8 protein-coding genes are annotated in these 23,283 nt (G+C 74.3%); 2 read left to right on the top strand and 6 right to left on the bottom strand.

The annotated features are described in order from the left end of the window. Position 1: 1 nt before the first annotated feature. Both ABTY61_RS15700 and ABTY61_RS15705 read left to right on the top strand, forming a co-directional pair. A complete protein-coding gene (locus ABTY61_RS15700; protein ID WP_350505694.1) occupies positions 2 to 1,168 on the top strand; it encodes a LuxE/PaaK family acyltransferase in 1,167 nt (388 codons plus the stop codon). Beyond that, a complete protein-coding gene (locus ABTY61_RS15705) occupies positions 1,165 to 3,798 on the top strand; it encodes an acyl-CoA reductase (RefSeq protein WP_350505528.1) in 2,634 nt (877 codons plus the stop codon). Before ABTY61_RS15700 ends, ABTY61_RS15705 begins: the two co-directional genes overlap by 4 nt. Positions 3,799 to 3,875: 77 nt before the next feature. Here ABTY61_RS15705 and ABTY61_RS15710 read toward each other — a convergent pair whose 3' ends face one another. The 6 genes from ABTY61_RS15710 to ABTY61_RS15735 all read right to left on the bottom strand — a co-directional run bounded on the left by ABTY61_RS15710 (position 3,876) and on the right by ABTY61_RS15735 (position 22,849). Continuing rightward, complete coding sequence (locus tag ABTY61_RS15710) at positions 3,876 to 5,717, bottom strand: hypothetical protein (protein WP_350505529.1); 1,842 nt, start codon at positions 5,715 to 5,717, stop codon at positions 3,876 to 3,878. After that, entirely contained in the window at positions 5,710 to 11,025 is a 5,316-nt protein-coding gene (locus ABTY61_RS15715) for a hypothetical protein (RefSeq protein WP_350505530.1), read from the bottom strand. The genes ABTY61_RS15710 and ABTY61_RS15715 overlap by 8 nt, the downstream gene beginning before the upstream one ends. Next, entirely contained in the window at positions 11,007 to 14,309 is a 3,303-nt protein-coding gene (locus ABTY61_RS15720; protein WP_350505531.1) for a hypothetical protein, read from the bottom strand. Before ABTY61_RS15720 ends, ABTY61_RS15715 begins: the two co-directional genes overlap by 19 nt. Then, entirely contained in the window at positions 14,306 to 15,478 is a 1,173-nt protein-coding gene (locus ABTY61_RS15725; RefSeq protein ID WP_350505532.1) for a Kelch repeat-containing protein, read from the bottom strand. The genes ABTY61_RS15720 and ABTY61_RS15725 overlap by 4 nt, the downstream gene beginning before the upstream one ends. A gap of 101 nt (positions 15,479 to 15,579) precedes the next feature. Continuing rightward, a complete protein-coding gene (locus ABTY61_RS15730; RefSeq protein WP_350505533.1) occupies positions 15,580 to 20,298 on the bottom strand; it encodes a DUF6603 domain-containing protein in 4,719 nt (1,572 codons plus the stop codon). Then, entirely contained in the window at positions 20,291 to 22,849 is a 2,559-nt protein-coding gene (locus ABTY61_RS15735) for a hypothetical protein (RefSeq protein ID WP_350505534.1), read from the bottom strand. Before ABTY61_RS15735 ends, ABTY61_RS15730 begins: the two co-directional genes overlap by 8 nt. Between the last annotated feature and the right edge of the window lie 434 nt (positions 22,850 to 23,283).

Consider the following 23,283-nt stretch of genomic DNA (forward strand, 5'->3'; position numbering starts at 1 on the left):
TGTGAACCCCCATCTCGCGCCGGTCGAGGTCCCCGACCCCGCCGCGCTCCCGCACGTCCAGCAGCTGTGCGACCTGGCCGCCCCGTACGCGGCCGGGCCGGAGACCGACGCCCTGTTCGCCGCCGCGATGGCCGAGTCCCACGCCTGGCACGCCCAGCGCTCGCCGTTCCTCCGGTCGCTGCTGGACGCCCCGGTGGAGACCCCGGCGCCGACCCTCGGCGAGGGGGTCCGCACGCCCCTGGTGCACGCCAACTTCTTCAAGCGGCACGAGGTGCTCTCCATCCCCCGGGAGGAGGTGTTCCTGCACCTCACCTCCTCCGGCACCACCGGCCAGAAGTCGCAGATGTTCTTCGACACCTGGACGATCCGCTCCGCGCAGCGCATGGTGGCCCGGATCTTCGACCACTACGGCTGGATCACGCCCGACCAGCCCGTCAACTACCTGCTGTACAGCTACGAGCCCGCCCCGCAGCTCAAGCTCGGCACCTCGTTCACCGACAACTACCTGTGCGACTTCGCCCCGGCGAACCACACCACCCACGCGCTGCGGCACACCGGCAGCGGCCACGAGTTCGACGTCCACGGCTGCATCGAGGCGCTGCGGCGCTACGCCGAGGACGGCCTGCCGGTCCGGATCCTGGGCTTCCCCGCGTTCCTGCACTTCACCCTGGAGCGCATGCGCGCCCTCGGCCTGCCGCCGCTCCAACTGCCGGCCGGCTCCCTGGTCCTGCTCGGCGGCGGCTGGAAGGGCCACACCGACCGGCAGATCGGCAAGGAGGAGTTCTACGCCGGGGTCACCGAGCAGCTGGGCATCCCCTCGGACCGCATCCGCGACACCTTCGGCTCGGTCGAGCACTGCGTGCCGTACATCGAGTGCGGGCACCACCGCCTGCACGTCCCGGTCTGGTCGCGGGCGGCCGTGCGCGACACCCGCACCCTGGAGCCGCTGCCGTACGGCGAACGCGGCTTCCTCCACCTCGTCTCCCCGTACATCACCTCGGTGCCGGCGCAGAGCGTCGTCATGGGCGACCTCGCCTCGCTGCACCCCGCGCAGGAATGCCCCTGCCCGCTGCCCACCCCGTGGTTCACCGTCCACGGCCGCGCCGGGGTCAGCCGGAACCGCAACTGCGCCGCAGCCGCCGCCGAACTCCTGAAGGGAATGTCGTGAACCCGGAAGCCCCCGAGACCCCCGTGGCCGCCGAGACCCCCGTGGCCGCCAAGAACCCCGAACTCGCAACGGCCGGAGCCCACTTCTGGCAGGGCTCGTTCGTCGACGACGAGGAGGCCGCCCGCCGGCTCGCCGAACTCCCCGGGCTCGCCGCCCGCGTCCTGGCCGAACCCCTGCCCACCGAGCTGGTGTTGAGCGCCTGCCAGCAGCTCGCCGAGGCCCTCGGCACGCCGGGCAGCCCGGTCCGCGCCCGCCTGCTCGCCGAACTCACCGACAGCAGCGACCACGGCAGCGGTGGCGGCGTCGACCCGGCCGAAGCGGCGGTGACGCTCGCCGAGATCGCCGGTGCGATCGCCCGCCCGGCCCTGGAACGCAAGCTGCGCCGCGAACTCGGCGGACTGCGCCCCGAGCGGCTCACCCGGCCCGACGCGCGCGAGACCACCTTCGAGGCATGGGCCCCGGTCGGCCTCCTGGTCCACATCGCCCCCGGCAACGCCGCCGCCGTGGCCCCGCTGAGCGTGATCGAGGGCCTGCTCACCGGGAACCTCAACGTGCTGAAGACCAGCAGCGCCGACACCCCGCTCGCCCAGCACCTGCTCGCCGAGCTGGCCGCCGCCGACCCGACCGGCGCCCTCGCCCGCCGGATCATCGCGCTCCGCTTCCCCTCCGCGCGCACCGAGTGGTTGCGGCTGATCTGCGGGGCCGCCGACGCGGTGGCGGTCTGGGGCGGCGAGGACGCCGTCCGCTCGGTCTCCGAGCTCGTCCCGGCCGGCTGCCGCCTGGTCGAGTGGGGGCACCGGATCTCCTTCGCCTACCTGACCCGTGACGCCTGGTCGGACCGGGCGACCCTGGACGCGCTCGCCGCCGACGTCTGCCGCTTCGAGCAGCAGGCCTGCTCAAGCCCCCAGGTGATCTACCTCGACACCGACCCCCGGAGCGAGAGCGAGAGCGAGGACGAGGTCTTCGCCTTCGCCGAGCGCTTCGCGGCCCGTCTCGCCGCCGCCTCCGCCGAGTTGCCCCGGCCCGACCTCGAACCGGCCGAGCACGCCGAGATCACCACCACCGAACTGATCGCCCGGCTGGAGGAGCACCTCGGTCTCACCAGGGTCCTGGCCGCCGAGGACGGGTCCTGGCGGGTCCTCGCCGACACCCGCCCCGCCCTGGCCGCCTCGCCGCTGCACCGCAGTGTCTGGGTCAAGCCGCTGCCCCGCGCCAGCGTCATGACCGTGCTGCGCCCGATGCGCCGGTACCTGCAGACCGCCGCGATCGGCGGCAGCCGGGCCGACGTCGCCCGGCTGTCGCAGGCGGTGCTCGCCGCCGGCGTGCTGCGGGTCACCCCCGTCGGCGGGATGCTCGACAGCTACCACGGCGAACCCCACGACGGCGTCTACGCGCTGCAGCGCTACAGCCGCCGCGTCAGCGTCCGCACCGACGAGGCCTTCGCCAGCACCGCCTGTCTGGACGACCTGGCGGCCCCGGCCTTCGTCCCCGCCGCGCCGGGCGGCCCGCTGCTGGACAAGGCCGGGGTGCAGGAGCAGCTGCGCACCCTCGCGCCCGAGCACGCCCACCTCCACTTCCGCAGCGGCGGCAGCACCGGGGCCCCGGCCCTGTCGGTGTTCACCAACGCCGACTACGACACCCAGATGCGGGCCTGCGCCGACGGCCTGCTCTCCGCCGGGTTCGACCCGGCCCGGGACCGCGCCGCCAACCTGTTCTACTGCGGCGGCATGTACGGCAGCTTCATCAGCTTCTTCTCGATCCTGGAGCGCCTCAACGCCACCCAGCTCCCGATCGCCGCCGGCCCCGACCACGCCGCCACCGCCGAGGCGCTGGTGACCCACCGGGCGGACACCGTGTTCGGCATGCCGTCCTACCTCTGGCAGCTGTTCCACGACCAGGGCGCCGTGCTGCGCGCGTACGGCGGGATCCGCAAGGTGTTCTACGGCGGCGAGCACTTCACGGCCGAGCAACGCCGGTTGCTCACCGAGGAGTTCGGCGTCGAGCTGATCCGCTCGGCCGCGTACGGCAGCACCGACCTGGGGCCGCTCGGCTACCAGTGCACCCACTCCGAGGGCTCGGTCCACCACGTCCTGACCGACCTGCACACCCTGGAGATCCTGGCCCCGGAGGCCGACCGCCCGGCACCCGCCGGACAGCCCGGCCGCCTGGTCTTCACCAGCCGCACCCGGGCCGGGCAGCGCCTGGAGCGCTACCAGATCGGCGACCTCGGCCGCGCCGTCGAGGGCGTCTGCCCCTGCGGCAGCCACACCCCCCGCATCGAACTCCTCGGCCGCTACGGGGACGTCGTCCGGGTCGGCACCTACTTCCTCAACGTCCGGCGCTTCATCGCGGTGGCGCAGGAGGAACTCGGCTACCGGGGAGAGCTGCAACTGCTCCTGGACACCGGCGGGGCCCGCGAGCGCGCCGCCGTCCGGCTCGACAGGCGGTACGCCCAGGACGGGCCGGCCGCCCGCGCCGCGTTCCTGACCGCCGTTCCCGAGCTGGGCTCGGCCGTGGACGAGGGCCTGCTCGACTTCACCGTCGAGACCGCCGACTCCGCCGCCTTCGAGCGGACGCCCACCAGCGGCAAGCTCCGCACGGTGGTCGACCGCCGGCAGCTCACCGCGTAACCCCGCCGGCCGCGCTCTGCCGGGGCACCACGCCCCCGACCGAGCGCGGCCGGTCGCCCGGCAGTGCGGCGCCTCCGTCAGTGCGGCGCCTTCGTCGGGGTGTCGACGAGGAGGTCGAAGGCGAGGCCGCTGGAGCCCTCGCCGCGGCCTGCGCCGCGTCGGGCGCCGAGCCAGACGCAGACCCGCCCGTCGCGCCACCTGGTCCGGTGGTAGGCGACGGTGAGGCGGGTGCCCGACTGCGGGACCTCCTCCTGGTTGACGAAGTACGCGTGCGGCGGCGTCGCGTCCAGCCCCTCGCGCAGCAGGGAGGTCCTCGGCTGGACGGGCGGCAGGACGCCGACGACATCGGGCATCGCCGCGCGCTGGAGCTGGACGGTGCGGTTGTCGCCGGGCACGTGCACCGGGATGAACGGGATCCAGTGCTCCGGGACGGAGTTCATCGCCTCGTAGGCGATCGGCGCCAGCGGCCCGTCCGGTGGGGCGGGCGGGTGCAGTCGCAGGTGGTGGGCCTGGATCTCGGAGGCGGCCTCGCTGCCCCGGCGGCCCTCGCCGGTGGCCTGCGGGACGGTCAGTTCGATGCCCCAGACCAGGTTGGCGTTCTCGTCGCGGATCAGCGACACCTCCTCCAGCGACGGACCGTCGGCGATCTTCGGCACGCTCGCGGGCAGCAGCAGGCCGGTGTCCGCGGCGGTGGCGGGACCGGCGCCCATCGTGTCGAGGGTGAACATCGACCAGCGCTGCCAGTCCTCCTCCCGCCCGGTGCCCGCCGGGGTGATCCACAGCCGCTGCTCGAACACGTCGGTGATCGCGAGGCCCTGGATCGACGCCAGCGTCCCGACCGGCAGCTCGCACGGGAGCTGGAACCAGTCGTTGCTGTAGACCAGCGCGAACTCCAGGAAGATCAGCCGGGCCAGGTCCGTGCTGTCCGGCGACACCGCGGCGAAGTTGGTGCCGCCGTCCTCGATCGCCCACCAGCGCGGCAGCGGCATGCCCGCGTACCGGAGCGGCACCGGGAACACCGTGCGCTTGATCGGCGGGGGCGGCGGCTCGGTGCCGCCGACCGGGCCGGTCGGGTCGATCGAGAAGGCGTGCCAGTCCAGCTCGCCGCCGTGGTACTCCTGCGCGGTGAGGACCTTCTCGGCTCCCGAGGGGTCGGTGCCGGCCACCGAGAACCGGTGCTCCAGGCGGCGCGGGTCCCAGGCGTCGTCCGCCTGCGGCTGGTCGATCAGGTCGTCGAACCAGGCGACCAGGCCGTCCCCGAGCGCGTCGAGCGCGGGGTGGTGCAGGTGCAGCAGGTCGCTGATGCCGTCCGACGCGCGGCCGCCGCCCTTGATGTGCCGGTAGAGCAGGTAGCCGTCCATCCGGCGCCCGGCGACGGCCTGCAGGGTCGCCCAGACCTCCGGGTGGGCGACCCTGGGGGCGTCGCCGTCCCGGGTCGGGTCGGGCAGGGCGACCGGGTACAGCCGGACGTACTGGCCGCGGAAGTCGAAGGCCACGCTGCCCAACAGCGGGTCTCGGCCCAGCAGTTTGAGCCACCGTCGGCCGATCGCCAGCCGCAGGTCGAAGGCGATCGGGTCGGCGCCCGCCGTGAACGGCACCGCGCGCCGCTCGGCCAGGGCCTCCAGCGGCCGGTCCGGCGGGAGCGGTTCGGCGGCCCCACCGGCCGGGCGGAACCGGCTGGGCCGGGCGCCGGCGATCGAGTAGGTCGCGGTGACCGGGGAGCCGGCGTCGCTGCCCCGGAACTCGCCGAGCTGCCACTGCCGGGTCAACAGCCAGAGGGGGTCCCGTACTTCGGCCCGGAGCGCCCGCTCGAAGTCGGTGGTGCGCGGTCGGCCCTCCAGCCGGTTCCAGATCCCGACGGCCGGACGGGCCCGGTCGGCGAGCGCCTGGGCCAGGTCGTCGATGCGGGGCTCAGTCATGGGCGGCCTTCCAGCGCTGGTTGGCGATCGCGAGGTCGGTGGAGATCGTGATCGGCTGCCGGGTGGCGGACATGACGGTGGCCGGCAGCAGTTGGGCGTACGCGGTGCCGTCGAGGTGCTCGGGCTCGACGGCCCGGGACTTCGCCAGGTCGAGGGTCTCCCCGATCGCGGCGATCAGGTCGTCGGTGTTCCAGCTGCCGGTGCGGACCGGCGGCACGACCAGCAGCATGGCCTGCGGCGGTTCGGAGTCCGGCCCCTGGTAGTGCACCGCGATCCCGGTGGTCTCGCGGTCGGCGGGGATGACTTCCGTCCACTCGTCGAACAGCAGGCCGACCTGGGTGGGCGGGGGGATCAGCGGGTCGGGTGCGTAGTGGGCGGTGAACAGCACCTTGTCCTCGGTGATGGTCGTGCCGGGTGCGAACTCCATGGCCAGCCAGTGGTCGTCCGGCCGGTACGGCAGCTGGATCGGCGTCAACTGCGGTTCGGCGGACCGGAGCAGGTCGCCGAGGAGTCCGCCGGGCCCGCGCAGGGCGTCGCTCAGCAGGACGGCCGTCTCCCACAGCCGGGGCTTCTCGCGGACCCGCGCGATGCCGTGCGCCCAGTCGTCGACCGGGAAGTCCCGTCCGAACGGGGGCCGGGTGAGGTGTCGGACGAGTCCGTCGCTGTCGCCGAGGGCCTTCTTCCAGTCCGCGGCGAGCTGCGGGTCGGGGGTGAACTCCGGTACGGCGAGGACGTCCTGGCCGATGAGCGCCCTGAGCGCCTCGATCGCCGCCCCGACCCGGTCCGGCCCGGTGACCGCCGCGTCGTGGTCGGCGAGTGCCCGGTCCGCGGCGGCGAGCCGGGCGAGGATCTCGGTGCGCAGCGCGTTCGCCCGGTCCAGCAGGTCGCGGCCGTAGCGGACGACCCGGTCCTGGAAGGGCTGGAGGCTGAGGTCGGTCGGGTCGAAGTCGGTCAGCGGGAGTTCGGCGGCGACCTCGGCGAGCAGACCGCCGAGGGTCGTGGTGAGGGTCCTCGCCTCCGCGTTCAGGGACCGCAGTCTGCCGTCGAAGGCCTGCCGCCGCTCGGCGACGACGAGGCGCAGCAGTGCGGGCCGGGGCGGCAGCGGTGCGGTGGGCTTGGTGGCGATCAGCCGTTCGGCCTGTTGGAGCAGCCGGAAGCGCTCCGGGTCGGAGGTGTCGGCCGGCAGGGCGTCGTAGCCGGCCAGCAGCGTGTCGGCCTTGGCCAGCGCCTTGGCCATCCGGGTCGCGGCCTCGGCCACGGCGGCCAGCACGTCGGTGAAGACGCCGCGGCGCCACATGGCGAGTTCGCTCCAGCCGCTGCGGACCATGCCGAAGCCGCCGGCCGTGGTGACCAGTCGGGCGTACCCGGTGAGCAGGGTGTCGATGCCGGCGAGGATCTTCGGGCGCTGGGGCGGGGCGTCCGCCGGGTAGAGCGGCGCCAGCGTGGCGAGGTAGCTCTCGACGTCCTTGCGCAGGGCGTCCAGCGAGGCCCGTACCGCGGCCGGGCGTTCCCGGGGCAGCGAGACGGCCGTGTCGGCGGCCCGGTCGGCCGGGGCCGGCCCGGCGGCGGGCACCAGGTCGCTGGGGCGCAGCGGCCGGGCGGTGGTCAGCAGCGCGCGCAACGCGGCGATCAGCGGGGAGAGTTCGAAGAAGGTGACCGTGTCGGGGGCCGTGCCGGTAACCTGGCCGGCGAGCGGGCCGGTGACCCGCTCGGTGTAGCGGATGGTCAGTTCGGCGTCCGGCCGCGGGTTCTCGGCGGCGATGACGACGCCGACGATCCGGTCGTCGAGGTCGGACATGGTGCTCTCGCCCACCGGGCGCAGCGCCCAGAGCAGGTCGATCGGCTGCAGGCCGGTGTCGGCCTGGCTGACGGCGCGGCGGCGGGCCAGTCCGGTGACCGGGTCGGTCCAGGTGACCAGGGCGACGACGTCGCCGGGCGGCGGGAGCAGGGCGGGCAGCCAGGCGTTGACGGCGGGCTCGGCCTGGGCGCGCGGGGTGTTGTGGGAGAACGGCGGCACACCGTTGTCCGGTGCGAGGCCGGGGGTCAGCCGCAGGCCGAGGCGGTGGGTCAGGGTGGTGCCGCTGCGGGGTGTGGTGACCACGGCGGGTTCGGGGGGCAGGCCTTCCTTGGCGTAGGCGTCGAGGGTGGTGGAGGCGCGTTCGTGGTTGCCCAGCAGCGCCTGGTGGGTGCCCTCGGCGACGGCGAGGTCGGCGAGCGCGTCGTGGACGTCCAGCAGGTCCTGGACGGCCTGGTCGACGACGGCCTGCTGGTCGGGGTTGACCGCGGGGAGGCCGTCCAGGCCGAAGGGGTATGCGGCCGGGACGTTGTTGCGGGTCACCTGGCGCACCAGGGCGAGGCCGTCGACGACGTTGTGGGCCTCGACCTGTTCGATCGCGAGGGGTTTGGCCGGGTCGGGCTGGTCGGCCTGCCGCGGGACGGTCTGCGCGATCCGGCCGGCCCGGAGCGGGAACTTCAGGCGCAGGGCGGAGATCAGGAAGTCGACCTCGGCCCGTTGGTGGGCGTCGTGCAGGGCGCGTTCCAGCCGGTAGCCGAGCAGGGCGCCCAGGGACTGGCCCTGGCGCATGCCGTCGAGCAGGCCGAGTGCGGTCCGGACCCGCCCGGAGCTGAGGTCGACCGCGAACGAACCGGGGTTCTGCGGTGAGCCGTTGGCGAGGTAGCCGGCCCGCAGGACGGCCGCGGTGCGGGCCTGGCCGGGGGACGGGGCGTGCAGGTGGCCGCCGTTCCGGTCGTCGTGCACCAGTGGTCGGCCGCCCTGGAAGACCTGGGCGAGCGGGCCGGTCAGGGTGACCGGGGTCAGCTGTGTCCCGCTGGGGCGGACGTCCTCCAGCCAGCCGTACGCGCCGAGGTGGAGGCCGCGTCCGGCGGGGGCGGTGCCGTCGGGGCCGTACCGCAGTTCGGCGAGCCGTTCGTTGGCCAGGCCGAGGCGCCAGGCGTCGAGCCGGTAGGTGGCGCAGTCCAGGTGCTCGGCCAGGACGCGTTCCAGCCGTGCGGTGGGCAGGGTGGCCAACAGGTCGAGGGCGGCGGCCTGTTCGGCCAGGCGGGCGGTGCCGGGGGCGGTGCCGAGGACCCGCGGGATGTGGTCGACGACCAGGCGGCGCGGGTCTCCGGTGATCTCCGGCGAGGGCGAGTACAGCCGCCGGAACCGGCTCTCGCTCGGGATGGTCCGGCCCGGCGCCGGGATCCTGATGTGGATGAACGCCGGGTCGGCCGCGGCGGTCTCGGCGGGGCTCGCGACCCCGGCGGCGATCGCCAGTTCGGTGGCGGCGTCCGCCCAGCCCAGCAGCAGCGCGTGGCGCAGCAGCAGGTACAGCAGCGCGGACGGCCGGTCGTCCGCGGGGAAGCCGGCTTCGGTGCGGATGGTCTCCAGGTCGGTGCGCGCGTGTGCGGCCAGCCACTGGAGGTAGTTGGCGCCGTCGGCGGTGTAGGGCCGGATCGGGTCGGTCTCGGAGAGCGGGCGGTCGTCGACGGCGGGGGCGAGCAGCGGGTGCTGGGTGTCGACGAACAGGCGGCGGATCAGGTCCGGGTCCTGGGCGGGGCCGCTGCCGGGGTAGCCGAGGCGGGTGAGCAGGGCGCGGATCGGGCCGGGCATGTTCAGCCGTTCCAGGGCGGGCAGCACGGTCGAGCCGAGCGCGCCGAGGTTCTCCCGGTTGAAGACGTCCTCGACGCTCTGGGCGTACCGCTGGTGGTACTCGGCGGAGGTGGGGTGCAGGGCGAGGATGTCCAGCAGGTGCTGGTGTGCGTCGTCGGCCCGGCCGCCGAGGTGGGCGACCTGGCCGGCGGCGGTCTGCCAGTCGGCGGCGGCGGCCTGGAGCACGGTGTGCAGGCCGCGCCGGTGGGCGGCGGTGGGCGCGGTGTCCGGCCAGGCGAGCCGGGAGAACGCGGTGGTGGGCAGGATTCCGTAGGGCTGCCGGCCGATCCGTACGGCCGGGACGGGGCCGCGGCCGGAGACGTGGCGGAGGTGGAACTGCCGGGTCTGCTCGACGACGGCCCGGCTGAACACCGGGTGCAGCGTGGTCTGCAGGTGGTAGCCCCAGGTGGCGGGCCACAGGGCGGTGTGGGCGGCGCGGGCGTCGCGCTGGTCGGTGCCGTCGGCGTTGGGCATCCCGGCGAGGTCGGCGGGGTCGATGCCGAGCAGTTCGGCGAACCACTGGCCGTCGGTGCGGGCGGTCCAGTCCGTCCCGGCCGGGGCGGCCCGCAGTCCGGCGGCGGACCGCAGGCCCGCGTCGGCCTCCTGTCGGCGGTCGAGGCCGGCGGGTGCCTGGGTGGTGTTGTTGGTGGGGGTGCCCTGGGGCAGCAGGCTGAGCCCGGCGGGGCTGCGGAGCTGACGGGTGAGCAGGGCGGTCAGGTCGGCGGCGGACCGGTCCGGGGTGGACTGCCGGCGCAGGCCGAGCACGACCAGCCGGTCGAGTCCGCCGGCGAGGTCGGCGGTCAGCGGGATCCGGAAGCCCATGCCGACCGTGACGGCCCGGCCGAAGTCGGTCAGCCAGCGCAGTTCGTCGGGGACGGTCAGCACGCCGGTGGTCTCGTCGACCGTCAGCTCGGTGGAGGCCGGGTCGGGGCTCACCGGGAGGCTCGCCGGGACGGGCTGCCCGTCGATGTCGAGGACCTTGCGGCCGCCGGCCCAGCCCAGGACCCGGAAGTGGTCGGGCAGCAGGCCCGCCCTGGCCGCGACCGTCCAGGACTTGGGGGCGATGCCGTCGGCGGGCGGGCGGGGCACGACCAGGAAGGCCACCAGCGGGGTGCTGCCGGTGTCGAGCGGGGCCGTCTCGATCCCGGCGGGCCGGCGGGCGCTGATCGCCGCCGCCCTGGTCGGGCCGACGGCGGCGAGCAGCGCGGCGTCGGCCGCCCGGAGTGCGGCCCGGTCGCCGTGCGCGCGCCAGACGGCCGTCCAGTGGTCGACGGTCGGCTGACGGTCGTCCGCGGGGAGCGCGGTGTCGCTGCGGACGACCAGCACGGTGGTGCCGGCCGGTACCGGCATCGGTCGGTCGGCCGGGTCGGCCGGCCGGTGGTCGCGCAGCAGCCAGGTCGCCCGGCCGGCGACGATCCGGCCGACCAGCTCGTGCCAGGCGGCCCGGTCGCCCACGGGGTTGCCGCCGGTGCGCCACAGGGCCGTCCAGTAGGCGTCGAGGGCGGCGAGTTCGGCCTCGGTGGGCCGGGGTTCGAAGGAGTCGACCGACCACTCGTCGGGGAAGACGCGGACCAGCAGTTCGGTCGCGGTGAACCTGGTCTCGATCCGTACCGGGCCCAGCAGGACCGGGTAGTCGTCGCTCAGGGCGTTGTCGGCCATACCGGGAGCATCTCCTGTGCGTGGATGGCGACCATGACCGGCGCCCGGAAGAGGATGTAGGCGAGGTCGGCCGAGCTCAGCCGGGAGTACCAGAGCGGCAGCGCGACGTCCTCGCTGCGCTGCTGCTGCTTCTCCAGGTCGTGGGGGGAGCCGTCGAGGGGCGCCAGCGGGACGTGGGTGGCGTCGGTGAACTCGAGGAAGCCGAGGTGGTCGGGGTCCACGTGCTGCCAGGTGAGGTCGTTCCAGACCTCGACCGGCGGCAGCGGCCCCTCGGGTTCGTCGACGCCGAAGCGCGGTTCGCCGGGGCGCTCCTTGAGGACGAAGAACCAGCCGAGGTCGCCGGGGGGATTGCCGCGGGCCTCGGCGGCGTCGAGGTCGAAGCCGAGCAGGTGGACGTCGGGTTCGACCTTGGCCTCGTAGAGCGGCAGCCGGATCAGCTCGGCGGTCGGGTGGTCCTCGTCGGGCAGCGGCGCGGGGACGCGCTCCCCGGTGGTGACCGGGTTGCCGTCGGCGTCGAGCGGCCAGACGGCCTTGTGGGCGTACACCGCCGTGTTGGGGTACTTCTTCAGCAGCTCGCCGCGGATGACCAGCACCAGGTCCTCCTTCTGGGTGGTGCCGGGCTGCTGCCGGTTGTCGTTCTGGCCGAGCAGGGCGGTGGGGCCCCAGCGGTGGAGCGGCTTGATGTCGTACAGCCGCTCGCGGCGCTGTTCGGGGGTCTCGCCGGGCGGCGAGAGGACCGCCCGCGGGTCCCAGAACTGCCGGAACGGGGTGCCGCGTTGGTCGGTCGGGTACTCGCGCCAGAGCATCTCCCTGGCCATCTCGTGGTTGAGGCCGACCAGGAAGGACTCGATGAACCGGCGGTTGTTGGCCAGCAGGGTGATCGAGTTCGCCGGGATCAGGTTCAGGTTGGGTGCGAACACCTCCACCGAGAGGTCGATCAGCGACTGGTACATCGGCAGGTCGATCACGGGGTAGGCCATCGCCTCGATGAACTGCTCGGCGAAGGCGCGCAGCCGGTCGGGCACGTCGACGGAACCGAGCAGGCTCCTCGGGACGGTGGTGTCGGAGCGCAGGCGGGACAGCACCGCGTCCGTGGTCCCGGCGACGCCGAGCCGCTCCCGGACGGCGGACTGTCCGACGGCCGCGGACGCGTCCCAGCCGTCGTAGAGCTCGTTGAGCGCGTCCTTGAACCGCTGGGCCTCCGGGCTGTCCACGGTGCCGCCGGTGGTCGGCGGGGCGGGGTCGCCGATCTCCTTGATGACGAAGTCCGGGCTGTGCGGGAGGGAGCCGACGGGGTTGGTGGACCCCGCGGGCCCCGCTGCCGCCCGGACGCCGCTGCCGCTGCCGGGGTGCAGCGCCCGGTCGAGCTGGCCCGGGGTCACCAGGGCGGCCGGCTTGACCTTGGGCGCGGCGGCGGTGACCGCGCCGGTGGCGGCGTCCATCCGGGGCACCAGCGCCTCGCGGGGCTGCTCCGGCGGGAAGGTCAGCGAGCGCATCAGCCGGCTGCCGGGGCGGGTGAGCCGCCGCATCGGGGCGGACAGCGGTGCGGCGGCGACCTGGCTGGCCGCGACCTGGAAGCCGACGGCCAGTTGCTCCGTCCCCCCGTCCTGGCCCGTGCCGCCGTCCAGCCCCGTGCCGCCGTCCGTCCCGGCGAGCCGTCCGGCCGCCGAGGTGGCGGCGGGGGCGGTGACCCGGGGGTGCGCGGGCGCGGTCAGGGTCAGGTACTTGCCGGTCGGCGGCGGTGCCACCGCGCCGGCCGGCGCGGCCGGCGGGTCCAGGTGCTTGACCTGGAGCCGGTGGCCGACCTCGCGGGCCAGGTGGGCCGCCCGGATCCGTGCGTTGGCCTCCAGGACGTCGCCGATCTGGGCCCAGGCGGCGTCCATGAACTCGTCCTGACGGGCCTGGACGACCCGGGTGCCGAAGTTCGCGGCGACCCGGTTGCGCGGGTCGAGGTTGAGCCGGTGCACCCAGTTGCGGTTGGCGGGCGAGGGCAGCGGGTGACCGGCGTCGTCGATCAGCAGTCTGGAGGTGAGCGCGTGCCAACGGCCGTACAGCGGCGGGGTGATCACCGGGTCGACGCCGGCCGACAGCGCCCTGGCCTGCGGGCCGGGCAGCGCGGCGTGCGCGGCCGCCGGGGTGCGGTCCTGGTAGGCGTCGGCCAGGTTGACCAGGTTCGCCAGCGCCTGCTGGAAGGGGTGCGGGTAGGGCGCGGCGGGAGCCGGCTGGTCGTACCAGTTGTCCCAGTTCTCCCAGTCGTCGGGCGGCTGCCCGGGCGGGCGGGGCACCTGCAGCGCGCCGCCGAGCCGGAGCACCCCGCCGATCGACGCCGGGGTGGTGATCGGGGGCAGGCCGGGGCCGGCCGAGCGGTGGACGTCCAGGTCCCGGCGGCCGACCTGCGGGTCGGGGCGGCGCGGCCGCAGCAGTGTGACCAGGTAGTGGAAGTCACCGGTGGAACCGGTGGTGAAGGACCAGCGGTGGTAGTACGGGAGTTGCCCCTCGCCCTTGCGGTCGGGGTAGTGCGGGCCCCAGGCGGGGTACAGCGCGCCCGGCGCGAGGGCCGGGTCCAGGCCGAGCCCGGCGAGCCGCCCGGTCTCGAACGCCGGGACCAGGAAGGCCTCGTACGTCCGGTCGTGCTGGAGGTGGCGCGGGCAGACCAGCCGGGAGCAGGCCCGGTCCGGGTCGGTGCGCAGCACCTCGGCGAGTGCCTGCAGCACCGGGTCGCCGGGGCCGGAGAGCTCCCTGGCCACCACCGCGTCGTCCAGCGAGCCGTGGACGTGGACGTGCGCCCAGGCGCCGAGTTGGTCCGGCGGGGGCAGCGCGGCGGGGTTCTTGACGGTGACGAACGGCAGCGGGGCGCCGCCGCCGCCCTCCTCGAACTCCGCGGGCGCGCCCGTCGCGTCGGTCTTCGCGGCCAGGACGACGAGTGCCAGCCAGGGGGCGAGGCGGTCGGTGGAGCCGTCGGCCCCGGCCGGGCTGTAGCGCCAGGGGAAGTCCTCGTCGTAGAACTCGATGTGCGCCAGGTGGTTGGGCTCGATGTTGGTGGTGCCCGGCAGCGGCTCGCGCCGGGAGATCGCGCGGGCTTCGACGCCGACGACGTCGCCCGGGCCGTAGAGCTGCACCGGCCGCTCGACGGGCCGGCTGAGCGGGGTGCCGTCCAGGGCCTCGCCGCTCAGCAGCAGCTTGACCGGGATGGTGGCGCGGGGCGAGGTGCCCGGGTCGCCGGTGATCCGGGTGGAGAGGCCGGAGCGCAGCCAGGGCAGGAACGAGTAGCCGTTCGCGGTCATGCGCCGCTCCCGTCGAACAGTTCGGTGGCCGCGGTGAGTTCGGTGGCCGTCGGGTCGGCGGCGGCCAGGCCGGAGCGGGCGGCGCCGCCCGCCACGAGCACCCGGTTGTCGGGCAGCAGCGCGGCGGCGAAGGCCCACCGGCCGGTGGGCAGCCCCGGTTGGGCGGTCCAGGTGTCGGTGGCCGCGTCGTAGCGGACGACGCTGCGGTAGCCGGCCTCGTCGGCGTCGCTGCCGGTGCCGCCCGCCACCAGGACCAGGCCCGGGCCGAGGGCGACGGCCCGGTGCTGGGCGCGCCCGGCGGGCATGTCCTTCAGGGCCGTCCAGGCGCCGGTGGCGAGGTCGTACTTCTCCGCCGTCCGCCGGCTGAGCGGGTCGAAGGTGCCGTCGTCGCCGGCGCCCGGCGCCCGGCCGCCGGTCACCAGCACGGTGGTGTCGGAGAGCGCGGTGGCCTGGTGCAGGGCGCGCGGGTGGAGCAGGCTCCCGGTCGGGGTCCAGGTCTTGTGGTCCGGGTCGTACAGCTCGCAGAAGGCGAGCGCCGGGTCCCGGTCGGTGCCGACGGAGGCGGTGCCGCCGACCACCAGGACCCTGCCGTCCTTGAGCACCACCGCGGGGTGTCCGGAGCGGGCGTCGGTCATGTCGCCGACCGTCGTCCAGCGGGTGGCGTCGGTGGTGGCGGCGGGGTCGTACAGTTCGGCGGAGCGCAGCGCCCGGGTGGTCCCGGCGGCCCGGACGGCGGTGCCGCCGGCGACCAGGACCAGGTTGTTCGGCAGCAGCACGGCGCTGTGGCCCCAGCGGGCCTGGTTCATGGTGCCGGCCGGGGTCCAGGTGTCGGCCACCGGGTCGTAGACCTCGGCCGAGGCCAGGCCGGGCGCGGTGGAGCCGCCGATGCCGCCGGTGACGAGGACCTTGCCGTCGGCCAGCGCGGTCACCGTGTGCAGGCGCCGGGGCGAGGGCTGGGTGGCGGTGGCCTTCCAGGTGTCGTCGGCCGGGTTGTAGACGGCGGCCTGGCCGAGGGCGGCCCCGCTCGCGTCCGCGCCGCCGACGACCAGGACCTTCGTGGTGCCCTTGAGCACGACCGGCCCGTCGTGCTGCCCGTACCAGGCGGTGGCCCTGGCCAGGTCGTGGGCGGCGGTCCACTTCGCCGCGGCCACCGCGGTGGGGCTGGTCATGGTGTCGAACCTTCCGTCGTCAGGGCTGCCGTCGTGGGCTTCGGTCGTGGGCTTCGGTCGTGGGCTTCCGTCGTGGGCTTCCGTCGTCAGGGCTTCCGCCGTCAGGGGACGTACAACTCGGCGGTGGCGGCGAGTTCGGTCGGGTCGGGGCCGGGGGCGGCGGCGCCGGCCAGCGCGGTGCCGCCGGCCACCAGCACCCGGCCGTCCGTCAGCTCCACGGCGGCGAAGTCGGACCGGCCGGCGGCGAGGTGCCCGGTGGCCGTCCAGGTGCCGGTGGCCGGGTCCAGGACGGTCACGTTGCGGTGGCCCGCCGCGAAGGCCGGGCCGCCGGTGCCGCCGACGACCAGGACCAGGCCCGAGCGCAGGGCCAGGCAGCGGTGGGCGCGGCGGCCGCCGGGCATCGGGCCGAGGGCCGTCCAGGTGCCGGTGGCCGGGTCGTAGACCTCGGCGGTGGCGAGGCTGTGCGGGTCGTAGCCGCCCGGGTCGGCCACCGGTCCGGCCGCTGCTCCGGCCACCGCGTCGCCGCCGGTGACCAGGACGCGGCCGTCGGCGAGCAGGGTGGCCTGGTGGCCTTTGCGGGCGGTCAGCAGGCTGCCGGTCGGAGCCCAGGAGCCCGTCGTCGGGTCGTGGAGTTCGCAGTGGGCCAGGGCGGCCTCCGGCCCGCCGGTGGGCAGCGCACCGCCGACCACCAGGACCTTGCCGTTCTTCAGCAGGACGGCCTGGTGTCCGGTCCGGGGGTCGGTCATCGGCGGGCCGGTGGCGGACCAGGTCCGGGCGACCGGGTCCAGCAGCTCCACGGTGGCCAGCGCCCGGCCGTCCGCGCCGGTGCCCCCGGTGACCAGCAGCCTGCCGTCGGGCAGGGCGGTCGCCGCGTGCCCGTGCCGGGCGGTGGTCAGCGCGCCGGCGGTGGCTGCCCAGGTGCCCGGGGCCGGGTCGTAGACCTCCGCCGTGCCGAGCACCCGGCCGTCGGCGGAGCGGCCGCCCACCACGACCACCCGGCCGTCGCCGAGCCTGGTCGCGGTGTGCCCTCGGCGGGCGGCCGCCAGCGGCGGGGCGGCCGTCCAGGCGGCGGCGACCGGGTCGAACAGGGCGGCGGTGGCCAGTGCCGCGCCGGTGGCGTCCGCTCCCCCGGCCACCAGCACCCTGCCGCTGGTCAGCCGGACCGCCTCGATGCCCCGGGCGGCGGACGGGAGGCTGCCGGCGGAGGTCCAGCTCCCCGGCGCGGTCGGCGAGCCCACCGCCTCCTCCTCCGGGATGACGTGCAGCCGGTCCGCGAGGCTGCCGTCCTGGCCGATCCAGTCGGCGAGGGCGTCCAGCGCGGTGGTCCGGCTGCGGAAGGTCGCGGCGGCGAGGCCGCCGGCCGGCGGGTGGGCCTGGACGTTGTTGCGGAGGTTGGCGACGACGTAGCGCCGGTCGGTGAGCCGTACCGTCTCCTCCGCCGGGAAGGGCTGACGGAGCCTGGACTCCCGCTGCGAGACCGGCGAGCGGCTGGTGCTGCTGCCCTGGAGCAGCTGGTTGAACACCGCGGGACTGACGTTGTGGAAGCGCTTGGGCGCGGGGGCGGCGGTGCGGGCCGCCATCGGGACCACCCGGCGGGCGGCGGCGGCGCTCGTGGGCACCCCGCTGTCGATGATGTGCAGGTCGTACCGGGCGCTGCGGCGGACCACCCGCGGCGAGAGCAGGGTGCCGGCGGCCGCCGTCAGTTCCAGTCCGGCGTCCTGGCTCTCGTACGCCGGCCGGGAGAGCTTGGCGGCGTCGTCCATGTCCTGGAACTGCGCCATCGCGAACTTGTCGCCGGTGACGGAGACCCGGACCAGCCCGCTGTCCGGCGCGGGCGCGATGCCGAACCGTCGGCCGTCGCCGGGCCGCTGCGCGCCGATCCGGTCGAGGCGGACGTCCAGCGGGATCGCGCGCTGGCGGACGAAGAGCGTGCCGAGCGGGTGGAGCACCAGTTGGTCGGTGTCGGGCAGCTGCCGGAGGGTGACGAGGGGGTTGGTGCCGCCCGAGGGCAACCGGGTCTGCCAGCCCTCGGTCTTGGCGAACTCGCCCGCCAGCAGCGGGAGCACGGCCACCGGTGGCAGGGTGGTGTTGTGCTCCTCGCCCCAGGAGATGTCGAAGTCCGCGGAGATCTCGAAGAACAGCAGGGAGATGGAGCCGCGGCCGTGCGCGCGCCACGGCGAGGGGCCCTCGAGTTCGAAGCGCAGGTCGATGCCGAAGACGCCGACACCGAAGGCCTTCAGGGTGACCCCGGCGGAGATCGCGATGGTGAAGGCGAACGGCGAGAAGCGGAACATCGCGTCGAAGGAGAGGTGTCCTTCGACGCCGAACCCGCCGAAGCCCAGACGGAGTTCGGCCGCCGCGCCGAACTGGACGGTGTTGCTGGTGACCGCGAAGTAGCCGGAGACCCGGATCAGTTGGCCGGGGCGGTTGAGGATGTCCACCGAGAGCCGCTTGGGGACCGGGAAGGGCAGGGCCGGCGGTTTGAAGGACGGGTGGAAGCCGCCGACCGTCAGGACGAAGTCCGGTGAGTCGCCCCAGGCGACCAGCAGGCCCATCCCGCCGTCGATGGTCATCGTGAGGATGTGCGAGTCGAAGAGTTCGGCGAAGAACCACAGCCTCGACTTGTCGACCTCCAGCGCGCCCACGAAGTCGACCTGGAGCACCAGCAGTGGCAGGTCCGCGCTGGGCAGGACGCACCGCAGCACCCCGAGGACGGCGATGTTCCCGGGCGGGATCTCGACGACGACCCCGAGCGAGACGCTGACCAGGGTCGGGGTCCCCCAACCGATCTTCGCCATCGGCCCGATCAGGAACCGGCCCTGCTCGGGCGGGAAGAAGCGGCGCAGGTCGGAGAGGATCCGGGGGGCGTTGGCGATGACGTCCCGGGGGAACATCACCGACTCGACCGAGCCGGTCCGGACGCCCTCCGCCAGGGCCTTCAGGTTCATCCCGCGGTTGAGTCCGATCAGCCCGCCGACGGCCAACAGGGTGAACCCGTAGCCGAGTTGGATGCCGGTGGCGCCGAAGTCGGTGGTGATCACGATCAGCAGCGAGAAGCCGTCGCCGCCGTCGGGCATCCGGGTGCTGATCAGGCCGATCGCCTTGAGCTCGACCAGTCCGGCGAACTCGAGGTCGAGGGCGCCGGCGTACTCGCCGTGGTCGGGGTCGAAGTACAGGTACCCGCCGCCCTTGACCGGCCCGGCGTCCACAGCCAGGCCCACGCCCTTGGGCGGTCTGAACCCGAAGGAGAGGTCGACCGGGCCCAGGTTGCCGTCGCCCTTGGACCGGAACGCGATGTCGGCGGAGAGGCCGATCTGCTCCACGACGGCGGTGACCGGGCCGAGTTGGGCGCGGAACGACACGCCGAGGCCGATCGGCAGCCCGTCCGGGCCGGGCGAGGCGGAGATCGTCAGGCCCTGGATCTCCAGCGGGCCGAGCTCCAGGTGCGTCGGGAGCTGGATCTCCAGATTGGAGGTGCCGCGGAAGTAGAAGCCCTGCCGGTACGAGACGCCGACGGTGAGGTCCGCGCCGACGGTGAACCCGCCGGCCGGCAGGACGGCGCCGACGAAGCCGTCCGCGCCGGCCGACGAGAGGACGAACTCCAGCCCCTCCAGGCCGAATTCGGCGAAGAAGTCGACGGCGTCCCCGACCAGCCGGACCCCGCCCGCGCCGGAGATCCGGCGCAGCTGGAGTCGGGTGCCGTCGGCCGGGCCGAACAGCACCTGCGGCCGGCCGGTCGGGCCGGAGCGCTCCACCTGGACGTCGATCGAGCCCTTGGCGTGGACCGGTCCGGTGGGCGACTCGAAGCCGAGCACCATCTCGACGCCCCGGCCGGGGCGCACCAGCAGCGCGACGCCGCCCTGGAGGTCCAGGTCGCCCCGGATGGTGACGGCGATGTCCGGCCCGAGCTCGAAGCGGAAGCCCTGGCGGCCGGTGAACGAGGGCAGCAGCGCGAGGCCCGGCGGGGCGCTGTCGGCGGCGGGCAGCGGCAGCAGCCGGACCGCGGCGGCCATCCCGGCCGAGGGCCGGACGCGTTGGAAGAGGACGGCGGCCAGCGTGGTGGGCGGCGGCCCGAACGGGTCCGGCGGGGAGCCCTGGACGGCCAGCGCGGTCGACGGCGGGACCGGCCGGGTCTCGACGTTGGCGCCGACGGTCCGCAGCAGGTTGTCGAGCTGGGAGAGCAGCGCCGGGTGGTCGAAGTCGGCGGTGCCCCAGCCGAAGGCGTCCTTCAGCACCTGTGAGGGGTCGGCGAGCGCCCGGGGCAGGTCGCCGAGGTCGAGGCCGAGGTGCACGTACGGCGGGCGGGAGCCGGCCGCCGGGGTGTACCGGGCCTTGACCACGCCGAGGCTGCGCAGGGCGAAGCCCAGGTTCGGGTGGTAGCGCTGCAGGTAGGTGACGATCAGGAAGTCGAGGAGCTGGCCGGGGAAGAGTGTGAGGAAGCCGTCCGCGCGCAGCGCGTCGGGGATGGCGGAGGCCGGTGCGTCGGTGATCGCGTGGATGCCCTTGATGAGCGCCTGGACGGCGCCGAGGGCCCGCTTCACGTCGTCCGGCGAGAAGGAGGCCGACGCGGCGGCCCCGCCGTCGCCGACCGTGCCGTCGACGTTCAACCCGCCGTCGCCCAGCAGGGTGTGCAGGCTGTCGTAGAGCGTCTCGACGGCGTTGCGCAGGTCGACGAAGGGCTGCGGGATGTCCGTGACGCTCCAGCCCAGGCGGCGCAGCAGCCCGGCGAACGCCGCCGGGGTGGCCAGCGCGTCGCGCAGCGGCAGCAGCGCCTGCCCGACCTCCGCCAGGATCCGTTCGAAGGTGCCCGGCTCACTCATGCTTCTTCGCCTCCTCCTTGGACTCCGGGTAGAACTTCCTGTCGAGGAGCGCGTGGAAGGCGGGGTCGACCCGGTTGACGATCAGCCAGGCGCAGACGTGGCAGAAGTCCTGGGCGCTGCTGCGCATCTTGCAGCGACCGGTCGGCCGGTAGTGGGAGGCGGAGTAGGTGTCGCCGCCCTCGTAGATCCCGATCAGCCGGGCGCTCTTGCAGGGCGGGCTGAAGCCCGGGATGTCGACGGGGGTGTCCTCGTCGGGGTTCCGCTTCCTGGTGTCCGGGTCCAGGTTGAGCGGACCGGGGTTGTTCCGGAGGAAGGTGAGGACCTCCGGCTCCACCACGCGGAGCGGCTGGTGCTGGCTGTCCTTCAGCGGCACGAAGACGATCGATCCCGTCCGGAACGTCGGGAAGGGGGTGCTGCCCGCCCTGGTGAGGATGATCGCGCCCTCCGCCGGGAGGACCTTGCCGACGACCAGCCCGTCCAGGTAGTGGGCGGGGCTGGTGTCCAGCGGGAGTTGCCGGCCGTACGCCGTCAGGCCGAAGTCCCGCAGCCGCACCTCGGTGAAGAGCGTCTGGGCCTGCTGCCACTGCGCCGTGTCGCGGGTGCCGATGGAGAGTTTGATGCCCTGGACCGGGCTGGTCACGTTCACCGAGTCGGCCAGCAGGACCGCGGCGGTGCGGATGCGGGGCAGCTGGAGCCATTTGACCTTGTCCGCGTCGATCCGCCGGTCCTGCGGGTCCGTGCCCGGGCCGATCCGCAGGAATCCGAACACCGACACGTTGTCGCCGAACAGGTCCGCAGTCCGGTTCGCGTCGCTGCCTCCGCCGTCGAACTCCTCGTACTCGTCGGACAGGTTGAAGCTGTGGCCGAACTCGTGGGCGACCGTCCCGATGATGCCGTCGATGTCCACGGCGATGTCGGACGGTGGGTCGCGGCGCAGTTCCCGCCGGTCCGTCGCATCGGCGTAGACGTAGGAGAGCCCCTGGGACTTGTTGACCGTCTGGGCCGTCACGGTCCGGCCGTTGATGTTGGTCCCGCCGTCCACGCCGTCGTTGACGATCATGGCGATCAGGCCCCGGCTGGGCTGGTACCTGGTGTCGTCGGGCTGCCACTGGTCGCCGACCGCCACCGCCGGGTCGGCGGCCCTCAGGCTCCGGACGTAGCGCAGCAGCGTGTTGGCGGGGTTGACCACCCCCGCGCTCATGTACAGCTCCGGCGGGTGCCGGCGCGGGTCGAAGGTCACGCTCCGGGTCGGCCCGCTCTGGTAGAACTCGTACAGCCTGGCGACGAACTCCTTGACCCCCGGGGTTCCCACGCCGTCGTCGGCGGGCTTGCGCACCAGGCCCGTTCCGGAGGAACGGTCGGCGAGACGGCCGCCCAGCTGGAAGCCGAAGAGGGTGTCGCGGGCGTGCAGGATCCCGACCGACTGGTGCTGCTTCCAGGCCGTGATGAGGCCATCGCTGACCTTGGCCGGGTCGACGTCCAGGTCCTGCTGTTTCCACGTCGCCCGGAGGTTCGCCCGCTGGTCCCCGCGCATCGGCAGCCCCACCAGGTGGACCAGTTCCTCCAGGGTGTACAGCGTGCCGCCGCCGATCGCATTGGACGGGATCGGGAAGCCGACGCCCTTCGCCCGGCCCGCCTCGACCGTCTCCGCGCCCGCCGCGACCCGGAACCCGCAGGTGACGGTGTGCTGTTGGGAGGGGGTGAAGGAGGTGAAGGCGTTGAAACCGTCCCGCAGCATCCCGTACGGCTCGTGCGCGGGCTTCTCGAACAGCTCGTGGATCGTCCTGGTGACGATGGAGTCGAACTTCGCGCGCTCCTGCTCGCGGAACCCCTCGGCGAGGAACAGCACGTTGTGCTTGCGGTCGAGGCCCGTCAAGTCCCTGGCGCCCCATTCCTGCGTCAGCGCGTGCTGCGCGCCGTAGTCGACGACCTGCACCGGCAGGAGCTGCGCCCCGCCCAGGCCCGGGAACAGGCCCGAGAGCATCCAGGGGGCGCCCGGCTGGGTGGCGGTCACGCCCCGGACCCGGCCGGTCGGCGTCACGGCGAGCTGCCGGGAGTCGGCCGGCACCAGCTGGACGTACCCGTGCCCGGTGATGTCGCCGATCAGGTCCGTGCCGACACCGGCGTCGTCGCTGAACTTCGCGTACAGCGACGGCTGGGCGTGCGCGACGGTGGCGTCGAGCGCGGTGGTGAGGGAGTCGTTGCCGAACCACCAGCCGACGACCGCCCGGTGGACCTGGAGCCGGCCGACGAGGTACTGGTCCCCGGTGTGGGCCTGGAAGAGGAAGACCCCGGGGGCCGTGGCCGTGACCACCCCGGTCTCCTTGTGGTACGTCGGCACCCCGTCGAACCGGTGCCCCTTGTCGTTGAACGGGGCGAAGAACTCGACCTCGCAGTCGGCCGACCGGACGGGAACGACGTCGAAGCCGTCCGTCGCGGGCTTGCGCACCGTCCGTGTGGCCAGGGTCAGGGTGAGCGGCGGCGTGCCGGTCAGCGCCATGTGCAGATCGCAGTGCGGAAACAGCAGCAGGTCGGGAAGGGGATCGGTCACGGCGGCGACTCCTGTCTGCCGTCCACACGTCGGGCCCACCGGCGCCGCCATCCGGTCTCCGGCGCGCCGCGACAACCATACCGACCGGCCGTGACAGTTCCAACGAACCGTCAAGTCAATTCCCTGAAAGGGTAATTCCCCGTTCGATCACGATCGGACGAGGTCCGAGCGGCAACGATTCATGCTCTGTTCACGCCGGTTCGCGACCCGCTCCAGCCGAGGCTCTCCCGCACCGCGGCAAGGGCATTGGTGTTGATCCGGCTGCGCACCTGTGCGGCGGATCCGAGGAAGACGTCCCGGAGGGTGCCGCCGAGGAAGCCGGAACCTGGTCTACCTCCACGGCGAGATCGGCATCGGCGCCGGAGTGATCACCGATGGTGAACGATGCCGCGCCGGTGCTCGGCGATCGCACCGAGACTGGACGGCCGGCGCGT

Origin of the sequence: Kitasatospora sp. NPDC096128, from assembly GCF_040303105.1 — a bacterium.
In the GTDB taxonomy this organism is placed as follows: domain Bacteria; phylum Actinomycetota; class Actinomycetes; order Streptomycetales; family Streptomycetaceae; genus Kitasatospora.

Bases quoted from the DNA above. Each gene is read 5' to 3' on its own strand.
- ABTY61_RS15730 (WP_350505533.1), bottom strand. From the start codon at position 20,298: ATGAGTGAGCCGGGCACCTTCGAACGGATCCTGGCGGAGGTCGGGCAG.
- ABTY61_RS15720 (WP_350505531.1), bottom strand. From the start codon at position 14,309: ATGACCGCGAACGGCTACTCGTTCCTGCCCTGGCTGCGCTCCGGCCTC.
- ABTY61_RS15710 (WP_350505529.1), bottom strand. From the start codon at position 5,717: ATGACTGAGCCCCGCATCGACGACCTGGCCCAGGCGCTCGCCGACCGG.
- ABTY61_RS15715 (WP_350505530.1), bottom strand. From the start codon at position 11,025: ATGGCCGACAACGCCCTGAGCGACGACTACCCGGTCCTGCTGGGCCCG.
- ABTY61_RS15725 (WP_350505532.1), bottom strand. From the start codon at position 15,478: ATGACCAGCCCCACCGCGGTGGCCGCGGCGAAGTGGACCGCCGCCCAC.